This window comes from Nocardia arthritidis NBRC 100137, assembly GCF_001612765.1.
GTDB classification, from domain to species: Bacteria; Actinomycetota; Actinomycetes; order Mycobacteriales; family Mycobacteriaceae; genus Nocardia; species Nocardia arthritidis.
In genome coordinates, this window is sequence record NZ_BDBB01000077.1 from 1 (window position 1) to 11,976 (window position 11,976).

The window sequence follows — 11,976 nt, forward strand, 5'->3', positions numbered from 1 at the left end:
GCGGAGGAGCGGGCGCGTCCGTGGGCGGAGCATCGGGAGTTGTATCACGCGGCAGCGGGGTGAGGGCCATGATTGATTGGGTGCGGTGAGCGATGATTGCCGCGCGTGGGCGCAGCGGATTGTTCCGGGCTCGCCGGTGGACTGAAGTCCGTGGGAACTGCGAACGATCGATCTCACGGGGTTCGGACTCTTTCGCCATGCTTGGTTAGAGGCAATGGGACGCCTCGAGAAGTGCGGGGTTGTGGGCCGGTCGCCTGAGACTTCAGGTCTCCGGCTCGTCGGTGTGGTCTGTAACGTAGCCGCCTTGCCACCATCGGCGCAGCACGGCGAGTTGACGCTCGGAGAGCGGACCGGAAAGCCGTTGGTGGATCTCGTTGATGTAGGCGAGGTCCTCGTCGGTCCATTCCCGCGAGCGATCGGTGTTCTCACCCATGCCAGGCCCCCTGTGGGAGCTGCTGGTGAGCGGCCTGGGCCGCGCGAAAGGAGCGGACCGTGCACGCGACCTGTCTCGCAACGGTCGAGGCGGATGCCGGAAACCATCCACCAGCTACCGCGATACGGGCATGAAACAGCATGAAGTCACCTCTGTCGTGACGTCTGCTGGTTCTCCCGACATCTATTGAAGCGCACCTTGGTTGCTTCGCGCCACCCTGCGTGTTCGCAGGCAACAGGAGTCGTGCCGGTTGTCACCTACTGAACCGTCACGGGTTGGGGCTGCTTCCCTTCTTGAGGAAGATGGTCACCATGCCGAAGCGCTACCCGCCCGAGGTCCGGAAGAAGGCCCTGCGTCTGGCTCTCGATCACCTCGACGAGTATCCATCCGCGTATGCCGCTGCTCAGGCGATCGGCCCTATGGTCAATGTGCATCCTGAGACGCTGCGGGTATGGATCGTCAAGGCGGAGGCCGAGCCAGGCCGGCGCCAGCCGATCGCGCCGGAGGGCTTGTCGACGGCGGAGCGGGCAGAGCTGGATCGGCTTCGGAGAGAGAACCGAGATTTGAAGCAGGCCAACGAGATTCTGACGTTGGCGTCGGCTTTTTTTGCGCGGGAACTCGACCCGCGACACCGTTGATCGTCGGGTTCATCGACGAGTATCGCAAGGTCTATAGCGTCGAGTCGATCTGTCGTGTGCTGGCCGCGCATGGGGTGCAGATCGCGCCACGGACCTATCGCAGGGCCCGACGACGGCCCCCATCGCACCGCGATATCGCCGACGCCTACCTGGAGAACTCGCTGCGTGATGTGCACGGCAAGCCGGAAGAAATGTATGGCCGCCGGAAGATGACCCGGTATCTGCGCAGGCAAGGCCACGAGGCGGCGTTCTGCACGGTCGACCGGCTCATGCGCGCGTTGGGCATGAACGGCGCCGTGCGCGGCCGAAGGCACCGCACCACGATCCCCAGCAAGGATGGCGTGCGGGCCGGGGACAAGCTCAACCGGGGCGTCCAGCTCGAAGACGACCGCGCTGGTATCCAAAGCGCTCAACATGGCTGTCTGGCGACGCGACCACTACGGGCACCCGATCGAGCCAGGGCTGATCCATCATTCCGATGCCGGCAGCAATACACCTCGGTGAAGTTCACCGAATCACTTGCTCTACAGGGATTCTCGGCATCGGTTGGATCGGTCGGCGATGCGTATGACAATGCGCTGGCCGAGTCCATCATCGGGCTGTTCAAGACCGAGGTCGTCAACCGGCGAGCTCCGTTCAAAACCCTCGCCGACGTCGAGTACTCGCTCATGGAATGGGTCGACTGGTACAACAACGCCCGCCTGCACTCCCGGCTGGACTACCTGACCCCCGCAGAATACGAGAGCACCTACTACGCTCAACAACCACCACGCCGACCGGCGCTGGTCTAAAACCGAAGCCGGTCCCGAACCCGTGACGGTTCAGTCCTCGCCGACTGCGCCGCGGACCCTGCCGTCGGTGCCGGACTGTTGGATCGCCTGGGATTCGGTGAGGTCAGGTGGGCGATCACCGGTGCCGCGCCTACTCCGCCCGCAGTGGTGGCGTTCTTCGTGGCGTTGGGGCTGCCGCTGTGCGAGGGACTGGGTATGTCGGAAGCGTCGAGCCTGGTCGCGGTCAACACCCCGGGCCGGCTACGACCGGGCAGCGTCGGCCGGGCTCTGGACTCGGTGGAGGTGGCGAGGGCGGCCGATGGTGAACTGCTGGTGCGTGGAACGCAGATCATGCGCGGCTACCGCGATCAGTCCGCCCGCACCGGCGAGGCCCTCGACGCCCAGGGCTGGTTGCATACCGGTGACATCGCGCGCATCGATGACGACGGGTTCGTCTGGATCGTCGACCGCAAGAAGGAACTGATCATCACCGCTGGGGGCAAGAACCTTTCCCCGGCCAACATCGAGATGGCGGTCCGCTCGGCGGGCAACCTCATCGCCCACGTGTGCGCGATCGGCGAGGCCCGCCCCTACGTCGTCGCGTTGGTCTGTCTCGATCCCGCCGCTGTCGGCGATCGGGCGTTCGATGATCCCGCCCTCGCACAGGAGGTCCAGGAACAGATCGACCTGGCCAACACGACACTCGCCCGGGTCGAGCAGATCAAGAAGTTCGCGATCGTCGAACGCGAATGGGAACCCGGTCGCGAACTGACCCCGACGATGAAACTGCGCCGCGCGATCATCGCCACCACGCACGCCGAGGATATCGACGCCCTCTACGCGAACAGCAGATAGCTCGCGTGTGGATCGTGCGGGTAGCGCGGGTGGCCGAGTGACCGACGACGGGAGAAGACACGTAGCAGTTTATGCGTCGTGGCGCCCCAGCGGTCTGGCCGTGCGGTGCCCTACCGCGTCTCCCCAGTGCGAAATGATGTCGTAGCGGCGGGACGGTCGAATCGTTTCCGGGTAATCGAGCCGGGCGCGGTCATCGATCACCGTCGTCCCTTCGCCGAGTGCTCGAGTGCCCAGCCATGTCGCCGAGCAAACCGGCCAACCCAAAACTGATTCAGCCATGCGGGTTGACGAGAGGATCCAGATTCTGCGCAATCTGGGCGATGAAGCTGTGCATGGCTCGATCCACTCGATCGCGTTCACCGGAGAGCATCATGTCGAGCATCAGGCCCCGGATCTGCGCGGTGAGCACGGTCGCCAATTCCTCTGCGCACCGGGCGCTCATCGCGAATCTACGCGCCAACTCCTCGCGTAGCGGATCGGTGATGTCGATGGTCAACGACTGTCCGATGTCGAGCCGGCTGTCGGGGGCGGCGCGGCCATTGCGTGCTGTGATCTCGAACAGCAACAGAAATTGCCGGGCCTCGTCCGTGGCGCTGAACTGACGCCACTGGCGCTCGACGAACTCGGCCAGCCCCGCGGTCGGGTAGTCCCGCAGATCGGCCCGAATCCGAGCGACGAGGTCGGATCTGATCTTGGCGACCACTTCGGTGATCAGATCCTCTCGCGTGGCGAAATGTCGCACCAGCGTGACATGGGAGACCCCGATCGCGGCCGCGGCCGACCGCAACGACAGCTCGGCGATCCCCGTGTCGAGCAAGTACTCGGCCAAGGCCGCGACGATTTCGGGACGTCGGTGCTGGTGGCGCAGAGTTCGTCCGTCGACTCGCCCTGGCTCTTCGGCAGAAGGGGAGGTAGCCATCAGCGATAGCCTATCCAGCGGTTACGGCAACCTCGTGCGCGGCCGCGTCCAGCGCGCGAGGTGTCTGCCTGTTCATGCGGATTCGCCCGTTCGGGGGTGAGTCCGTCCTCGCCACCACGTGTCGGCGACAGCGACGACGGCGATCGCGAACTCGAACCCCGCCGCCCCGACCGACACGTCCATCGCTATCGAGTCCAGCGTGGAGGAGCCGACATCGTGCTCCATGGTGGACATCGCCGAATGCCCAGCAACGTGGCTGTTCGAGTGCTCGCCAGTCTGGTGCCCCATCAGTTGATGTCCGGCGATGATGGCGAGATTGAGTCCCGCCATCATCGACCATCCGGTGACGGTGGCCCGTCTGCGCAACAATCGGGAGCACCTCACGCAGAGCAGACTCGCGACCACCAGCACCGAGGCCAGCGCGTCGGGCCCGTTGACGAACATCGCGAGGTGAGCGACCAGGCAAATGCTTGCCAGCACTGTCGAGGCGATGATCAACGAGCGGTGATCGGTCATGCCGGGTTCTGATTTGCCTGGCATTGTCCGGCCGGGGCCGCGCAGTGGTCGCTCACAGCCTTGGGAGCATCTAGCGCGGGATTACGACCGAAGAATCCCACCGGTTTCAGAGTAAACCCCGCGTAGTCGACAGGCATAACGGGCCAGTCCTCCGGACGGGGGAAGTGGGTGAGCCCGAAGGTATGCCAGACGACGATGTCCCGTCCGTCGACCGGCCGGTCGGCTGACACCCATGCGGCGAGACCATCGTCGCCGGGGGCCTGATTGACGGTCTCACCGGCCGGCCACCGCTGACTCTCGTCGTGAGCCGTGATCCAGAGATGATTCCTGGCGAATGCGCCGCGCTTGTACACAGCGCTGGACGGATCGGCGAGCAATTCGGGTTGTCCCTGCGGGTAGAGGGCATAGCCGACGTTCTGGCCGAGTCTGTTGTATTTGTCGGGGTTGGTGATCAGCCAGTGACGTCCCTTGCGGTTGTCGGCGTGGCGCTGGGCATCTTGTTCGCTGGTCAGTCGGGTTTTTTGCTGACGGAATCCGTTCCCGTGTGGATTGATGTCGCTGACCGGCATTCGAACCGCGTCGACCTCGTCCACGCTGTTGGTGTGGCCGTCGATCGCCACATCCAGCCGTGCGCAGAACAGATGTTGATGGAACGGTGCCCCCAGGCCCGGTGCCATCTCGGTGGCGAACCCATCGGGGCCGGTGTAGGCGGAGGGGAATACGACGCCGGTGGCCTTGGCTTCGAGTTCGATGGTTCCGTCCAGGTAGAGGTACCAATAGAAGCCGTAGTCGTAGTTTCCGATGGTCAGGAAGAACGAAATCACCAACCTACGCTGCCGTCGTGTTTCCGCCATCCCGTTGAACATGTCGGTGTGCTTCCACAGCACACCGTAGTCCTCCTCGTGCAGGCAGATCGCGTTGCGTATCGTGCGCGGTCGCCCTTTCTCGTCGGAGACGACAGCATCGAAGTAGGTGATCTCGCCCAGGCAGTCGCAACCGAGTTCGAGGGAGTTCGTATAGCGGCCGAAGATGTACTCGCCTTGATCGAAGTAGTTGATCCAGTAGCGGGAGGGCTGCGGATCACCGTAGGGCACCACCATTTCCGCGATGGACGCTCGATGGAGAACTGGACGCACAGCACCGTCGTCGTGAAAGCCGAGTTGGTGCAGGATCAGTCCTTCCCGGGCGTCGAAGGTGAAGCGGAACTCCCAGTCGGCCCACCTGATCTTGTTGCCCTCGACCGAGAAACTGGGGCCCTCGGGTTGGGTGATCTCGATCGGTTTGAGGTCGGTACGAGCGATTCCGTCACCGTGGGGTGCCGCGTTCCATTCACCGCGTTCGGCGGGCACCGGATACAGGGCATGGTCGAGAACCTCGAAAACCTCTCCCTTGATGAGGTCGACATGGGCGACCAGCCCATCGATGGGATGCGCCCAAGGCAGATCCGAGGCGTCGTTCTGGACGAAGGCGATCACGCGTGCCATGCGGCGAGTTGCTTCCGCCTCGTTGCCGAAATTCCCGGCGGACAACGGTACCGCGCGGACCAGAGAGGGCTCGATCCCGCGGCGATGCAACGCTTCGCGGAAGACGGGGTCAGCGATCACCCAGCCTTCGATGTCGTCGAACTCCTCGTCCAGAATGGCGGTCTGCCCGTCGATCGCCGGCACGAGGTCCCGGCTGCGCTCCAAAACGCCGGCTCTCACATCGACGGTCGCGAGCGTGCCCTTGCCATTCGCCCGGTCCAGCAACATCACATCGACACGTCGGTTGAAGGGCATGCCGGGTCGGTACGCCAGGATCTCCGCCTTGGAAGCCTCCGCCAAGCCCACGTATACGAATCTGGTGGTGTCGGTGAACAGATTCGACGCGGCCACGATGGCACGCGTGGTGTCGACCTCTTCGGCGGTCAAGAGCGCGAGCGGATGGTCGACCGCCGTCACGGCGGACTCGGTGCTTTCAGGTGGGGTGATCACGAATACTCCTCGGGGCTGGGAGGCGGTGCAAAGACAGGTGTCAGTCGGGTGCCGGTGGTCGCGCCCGGTCTCAATGCGGCGCTCGGGCGATCGTCCGAAGCAACTCCACGTTCTCCACATCCCTGTTGGTGCTCTCGAGATTCGCGACGCCGTAGTGACGGTTGGCCGAGAGCTTCACGATGACGGTGTCCGAGGCCGGATCGACGTAGACGAGCTGGTTCAGCACACCGATTGCGCTGTAGTCGCCACGCTCACCGGCGGGGATCCACCACTGATAGCCGTAGCCGAGATCGAATGCGTGGTCGCCGACGAGGGGCTTGCCCGGCTGCCGGATCGGCGCATCGATAGTGGTGGAATCCTCGATCCACCGAGCCGACAGGATCTCGGTGCCGTGCCACATGCCCTTGTTGCGATACAGCTCGCCCAACCTGGCGAAGTCACGGGCTGTCAGGTTGAGCCCGGCATAGGACATCTCCGTCCCCAGCCCGTCGGTAACCCAGTGCCCGGATGCTTCGAAGCCGAGCGGGTCGATGAGCTTGTGCTTCATGTACTCGCTGACCGACATCCCGGTAGCGCGGGCGATGAGCGAGCCGAGGATCTGCGTTTCACCGGAGTTGTATCGACACACCGTGTCCGGGGCGGACTCTCGAACCATGCCGGCAACGAATTTGTCCAAGCCCCGGTCGTCCAGCAACGCCATGCTGATACCGAATACGTCGGATTCAGGATCGCTGTAGTCCTCGTTCCAACGCGCTCCCGACGACATCTGCAACACCTGCCGGATGGAGACTCCGTCGTAGGCCGAACCGGAATCGACCGGCACATATGCGCTGATCGACTCATCGATGTCTGCGATGTGTCCTTCCTGAACCGCGATGCCGACCAGCGCCGAGACGAAACTCTTGGCCACAGACATCGACAGCCAGCGCACATCGGGTCCGCCGGTGAGCATGTAGCGCTCGTAGCGGATCACGCCGTCGATCAGTACGAGCAGAGCTGCGGTGTCGGTGTCTACCAGGAAATTCTCGGTCTCCTTCGTCTGCCCATCGAAGATGTAGGTCTCGGGCAGCGTGATCGGCGAACCGACCGGCCACGGCCGCGGCGCGGGGGAGGGCTTCATCGTCGTCGTCCTCGCGATCTCCGCGATTCGACAGAAATTCTCGTGCTGAGGCGCACCGGTGAACAGGCCCATCTCGAGCAGATTGCTGGGAGGTGTGTACGGCATCGGCTTCCTTTGATCGTGGGACGAGTAGCTCCCGACAGGGGATGACTGACCGGAGACTCTGGCGGCCTCTTCGCTACGACCACCCCTGACGAGAGGCAAATGTATCAGTAACGGTCGGTATGCGTACCGATTGGTAGCGATATATTTCGAACGTTACCGTGCCTTCACACGTCCGAAACGTCGAATCGGGGCGACTCCCCACGACCGGGAGGTGCCTCGCGGGCCGTTGGCCGGGCCTCGGCGCGGGCCGATCATGCCGTTCGGGCTGCCCATGTGGGCGGAATCGAAGCTACGGTGTGAGACTGCTGAAGAGGTAGACCAGGTGGCGGCGTGGAAGCGACGACCGTTACGGCTGAGTCGTTCTGTCGCAACACGAAGCTGCAATCGCTTCTGCGCAATCACTCCCGTGTGCACTGGATTAGTACCCGTCCAACGCTTTCTGGAGATCGAGGGCGCGCACGGCGCTCACCGCACGTGACCTACCGGCGACGATGCCTAACGTTGGGGGTGTTTGCAGTTCGGGGGGGTGGTGGCCTGGCTCATCGCGTGATGACGATCTTGCCGTTGGCGCGGCCCTGTTCGACGTACGCCATCGCCTCGAGCGCCTGGTCGAAGGGGAAGGTGCGGTCGAGCACCGGCCGCAGGACGCCGCTGTCATACAGCGAGGCCAGTTCGTTGAGTTGTGCGCCGTTGGCCTTCATGAAGAAGAACGAGTAGCGCACTCCGTGTTTCTTCGCCTGCTTGCGGATCTTGCGGCTCAACAGTGCCATGACCGGGGCGAGGAGCGGTTGGCCGATTTGTCTGGCGAAGGAGGGGTCGGGTGGACCGACTACGCTGATGGCGAGCCCGCCCCGCTTCAGTACGGTCAGGGACTTCTCCAGATTGGCGCCCCCGAGTGAGTCCAGCGCGACGTCGTATCCGGTGAGGATCTCGGAGAAGTCCTGTTCGGTGAAGTCGATGACTTGGTCGGCGCCCAAGCTGCGGACCTTGTCGACGTCGTTGGTGCGGGCTGTGGTGGCGACGTAGGCGCCCAGATGCTTGGCGACCTGGATGGCGGTCGAGCCGAGGCCGCCCGCACCGGCATGGATGAGGACCTTCTGGCCCGGCTGAAGGTGGGCGAGGTCGACGAGTGCCTGCCAGGCGGCCAGCGCGACGAGCGGTACGGCAGCGGCCTCGTCGAACGACAAGGAGCGAGGCTTGAGTGCTACATCGTCCTCATCGATCGCGATGAACTCGGCGAAGGTGCCGATCCGAAGGTCTCGCGGTCTGGAATACACCTCGTCGCCGACTGTGAAGGCGTGCACGTCTGCGCCGACTTCGGTCACGACACCGGAGACGTCGTGTCCGAGTATGAAGGGCCTTTTGTACCTCAGCAGTTGCTTGAACTCGCCGTTGCGGACCATCTTGTCGAGCGGGTTGATACTGGCCGCGCGGACTTGGACCAGTACGTCACGACGGCCCACGCCGGGCTCGGGTACATCTGCGGCCCGTAGTCCGTTCTCGCCGTAGGACTCGACGACGAACGCCTTCATGTCACCTGCCTTCTCTGCCTCTTGGGTGATGGATGCGCAGCGTGGTGGTCTCGAGCATAAGCCCGGCCACTTGCTCATGGCGTTGCGCGGAAATATGTCTCGTTAGTAGTGGGAATCCGCCGGCGGGATCTCTAACCGAGTTATTGCGTGTGGTGAACGTTACTGCGACGTCGCTCAGCTGCTCGTGAGCCGCGCGAGCCGGTCCTCCACGGGTTCGCTCAACCATGCGCGTGCCCGACGGCTCAGCTCGTCGGCCAATACCTCCGTGTGGCCGGCCTCGATGCCGTCGAGCACTTGGCGAACCACATCCGCGGGATCGGACTTCGGCGAATCCGAGAACTTGGCCATGTCGGTGTCGACGAGCCCCATATAGACACCCATCACCTGCACCCCTCGTGGGGCGAGTTCGGTGCGCATGGAATCTGTTGCGCTCCACATCGCCGCCTTCGATACGCCGTAGCTGGCGCCGACGGGAAGCCACGCGAGAACCGAGGAGACGTTGACGATAGCACCGGAGCGCTCGGCGATCCGGTCGGCGAACGCGGAAGCCAGCGCGAGCGGACCGAACAGGTTCGTTTCGAGTTCCGCGCGAAGCGGGTCCGTGGACCTGTCGAGCACCGAGGCTCCGCGGGCGATGCCGGCGTTGTTGATCAGAACACTGACATCGGTTGCGGTCTCGGCCGCTTCGGCGACCGATATCGCACTCGTGACATCCAGCCGCAGCGGAACGATGCGTGGGTCCGCCACGTGGATTGTCTGTGGATCGCGGGCGGCGGCATAGACCCTTGCCACACCACGGTCGAGTAGTTGCTCGACGTACTGGCGGCCCATGCCGCGGTTGGCTCCGGTAACCAGCACCGTCTGGTCGACGAGGGAAGTCATGGTCATACATCCTTGATGTATGTAAACCGTTCGGTTTACTTCTGTGAAGTTACACCGGTCGGTGTACTATTCGCAATGGGCTTCGGACGCGATCGCTCCGACTGAATCAGGGCGGGCCGGACGCTGAACAAGCCGCGATGTGCGGCATTGCCGAAGTCCGCCCGCTGGCGTGTCTTTTTCTCTGTCCTGCCGCTATCGGGGAGGGCTTCGAGTTCATCGATTTCACGCTGATCGAGCGGCGGCAGTACCTCGCGGGACCGGTGGTGCTTCTCACGAAGCCAGGAAGTCGAGTGCTTCTCCGACGAACTTGTCGTGGTGTTGGAATATGCCGCCGTGTCCGGCGTCGGGGTAGATCCGCAGCGTGGCATTCGGAAGACGTTGTGCTAGATCGAATGAGTTGCTGGTGGGCACCATTCGGTCGTCGTCGCCATTGGCCACCAGGACGGGGTGTTGGATGCGACTGAGGTCGGAGGGCTGCTGAAGGCCCCACGCGTGGATGGCCGCGAGCTGAGTGCGGAAAGTTCGCAGCGTGATCGCCTTGTCGCGGTCGACTGCGCGTTCCTTCAAACGTTTCACGAACGCACGGGCCTGCGACTTGCCGTTCGCGGTTCTGGTGAAGAACAGATACTCCTTCGGATCCTTGAAGGTGGCCACTGCTTTGAATGTGTCGCGGTAGGTCACCGAGGTCACATCGGCGATGCCTTCACCTCCCGCCGGACCCGTCCCCGCGAGAATCAGCTTCCGAACCAGCGCCGGCTCTCTGTGCGCGATCTGCTGCGCGATGAACCCGCCGAGGGAAAATCCCAGAAGGTCGACCTGGTCGAAGCTCAATGCGCGGATGAACGCGACGGCATCTGTTGCCATCGCTTCCACCGAGCCTGGTGTCGTGCCTTCAGACGCGCCTACGCCGCGGTTGTCGAAGGTGGCCACGCGGCGCTTCGCCGCGATGCCGTCGACCACTCGGGGATCCCAGTTGTCCAGGTTCGCGGCCAGATGATTCAAGAAGATCACCGGTACGCCAGTATCGGGACCCAGCTCCCGATACGCGAACCGCGTCGTGCCGACCTGCGCAGACTTCGTCGGCGCATCTGTGTACAAGGTGCTGCTGGCTCGAGTCATGAGCTACCTCCTGATGTAAACCGATTGGTGTACTTCCTGGGTAAGACGCTACTCGGCCGCCGCCTACTTGTAAACAGATCGGTATACTTAACTCATGGCTTCGCTCACCAGTACCCAGGCGCCGTCCCGTCGAGGAGGGCGCGGCGCGCGTCAGCGCATCCTGAACGCAGCTGCGGAGCTCTTCTACAACGAAGGCATCAACGCTACCGGCGTCGAATTGATCTCGGCAAAAGCGTCTGTCTCGAAAAGAACTCTCTACCAACACTTCCCGAGTAAGGCCGCGTTGGTGGAGGAATATCTGCGGATGCTCCGGCAACGCGCAGGAAACCCCACCGACGCGCCACCGCCGGACTCCGATCCGAGCCCGCGTGCGCTGCTGCTCGCATTGTTCGACAGTCCACGCGCCGTGGACACGCCGATGCGCGGCTGCCCATTTCACAACGCGGCAGTCGAGGCAGCCGACAGCATGCCCGGCGTTCGAGACATCGTCCACGCACACAAGCGGAACTACATCGACGGACTCACCGAGCTCGCCCGACGAGCGGGCGCCGCGGACCCGCAGCTGCTGGGCAACCAGCTCGCCCTCCTCTATGAGGGGGCAGCAGCCCTTTCCACCTCCCTCGACGATCCGGCACCCTGGGCCCACGCCCGAGCGACCGCCGAAGTGCTCATAAATCAAGCAACGTGCGACGCCGACTGACCGGCACGACATCGACCGCCGCGAGGGTGGCGTGCCGGGGTCGGCAGGATCGACAATGGCCCGGTAGGTCGAACTGGTCGGCACGTTCTGTTCCCCCTGCGGCTGGATGGATGCCTTTCGCGCTAAGGGGTATAAGCCCGTCGCTGGCCCGAAGTTGTCGACCAAACTGCGCTCGACTGTGTCTTCGCGACGCTTTCCGCCGTCTTTGCGCCTACGTGCAGAGCCGGCAGGTGGCGGGGCGTCCGACTGTGGGCAGTCGAGAACATGGTTCGACGACGCCCCTGAGAGAGTCAAGGGATCTAGACGTCCGGTGAGGTTGTGGCGTGTCAAAAAACGCCTCTGACCTGCTATTTGAACGGCTCGAGCTCAGCTGGATCGCGCCAGTCTCATTGATATCTCTTTCCGTTGTTGCCC

Annotated in this window: 10 protein-coding genes, 1 pseudogene and 1 other annotated feature; of the genes and pseudogenes, 3 read left to right on the top strand and 8 right to left on the bottom strand. The window is 63.5% G+C overall.

Annotated elements, in window-relative coordinates:
• Nucleotides 1-262: 262 nt before the first annotated feature.
• Nucleotides 263-433: a hypothetical protein gene (locus tag NA8_RS34235; RefSeq protein WP_157107033.1), complete on the bottom strand. Its 171-nt coding sequence runs from the start codon at nucleotides 431-433 to the stop codon at nucleotides 263-265.
• A 311-nt stretch (nucleotides 434-744) separates the two neighbouring features.
• Between NA8_RS34235 and NA8_RS31785 the strand changes: the two are divergent.
• Both NA8_RS31785 and NA8_RS31790 read left to right on the top strand, forming a co-directional pair.
• A pseudogene (locus tag NA8_RS31785) lies at nucleotides 745-1,862 on the top strand (integrase core domain-containing protein).
• Nucleotides 1,032-1,160: a sequence feature (AL1L pseudoknot), on the top strand. It overlaps the preceding pseudogene by 129 nt.
• 78 nt (nucleotides 1,863-1,940) lie before the next feature.
• Nucleotides 1,941-2,696, top strand: coding sequence for an AMP-binding protein (locus tag NA8_RS31790; protein ID WP_063053990.1), 756 nt, complete (start codon nucleotides 1,941-1,943; stop codon nucleotides 2,694-2,696).
• 271 nt (nucleotides 2,697-2,967) lie between these two features.
• On the opposite strand, the gene NA8_RS31795 is transcribed toward NA8_RS31790, so the two are convergent.
• From NA8_RS31795 to NA8_RS31825, 7 genes are all read right to left on the bottom strand, one after another.
• Nucleotides 2,968-3,615, bottom strand: a complete 648-nt coding sequence (locus NA8_RS31795; RefSeq protein WP_157107034.1) for a TetR/AcrR family transcriptional regulator — start codon at nucleotides 3,613-3,615, stop codon at nucleotides 2,968-2,970.
• A 72-nt stretch (nucleotides 3,616-3,687) separates the two neighbouring features.
• The gene (locus NA8_RS31800; protein WP_063053992.1) at nucleotides 3,688-4,131 is read right to left on the bottom strand and encodes a hypothetical protein; all 444 of its coding nucleotides are present in this window, start codon (nucleotides 4,129-4,131) and stop codon (nucleotides 3,688-3,690) included.
• Complete coding sequence (locus NA8_RS31805; RefSeq protein WP_063053993.1) at nucleotides 4,128-6,104, bottom strand: primary-amine oxidase; 1,977 nt, start codon at nucleotides 6,102-6,104, stop codon at nucleotides 4,128-4,130. The genes NA8_RS31800 and NA8_RS31805 overlap by 4 nt, the downstream gene beginning before the upstream one ends.
• A gap of 70 nt (nucleotides 6,105-6,174) precedes the next feature.
• Complete coding sequence (locus tag NA8_RS31810) at nucleotides 6,175-7,329, bottom strand: serine hydrolase domain-containing protein (protein WP_063053994.1); 1,155 nt, start codon at nucleotides 7,327-7,329, stop codon at nucleotides 6,175-6,177.
• A 539-nt stretch (nucleotides 7,330-7,868) separates the two neighbouring features.
• Entirely contained in the window at nucleotides 7,869-8,861 is a 993-nt protein-coding gene (locus tag NA8_RS31815; protein WP_063053995.1) for an NADP-dependent oxidoreductase, read from the bottom strand.
• A 174-nt stretch (nucleotides 8,862-9,035) separates the two neighbouring features.
• Entirely contained in the window at nucleotides 9,036-9,743 is a 708-nt protein-coding gene (locus NA8_RS31820) for an SDR family oxidoreductase (RefSeq protein WP_063053999.1), read from the bottom strand.
• Between the two features lie 270 nt (nucleotides 9,744-10,013).
• Nucleotides 10,014-10,862 (bottom strand): alpha/beta fold hydrolase, encoded by an 849-nt coding sequence (locus NA8_RS31825; RefSeq protein ID WP_063053996.1) that lies wholly within the window; start codon nucleotides 10,860-10,862, stop codon nucleotides 10,014-10,016.
• Between the two features lie 94 nt (nucleotides 10,863-10,956).
• Between NA8_RS31825 and NA8_RS31830 the strand changes: the two genes are divergently transcribed.
• Nucleotides 10,957-11,562 carry a TetR/AcrR family transcriptional regulator gene (locus NA8_RS31830; protein ID WP_063053997.1) on the top strand — a complete coding sequence of 202 codons (606 nt, stop codon included), beginning with the start codon at nucleotides 10,957-10,959 and terminating at the stop codon, nucleotides 11,560-11,562.
• Nucleotides 11,563-11,976: the final 414 nt, after the last annotated feature.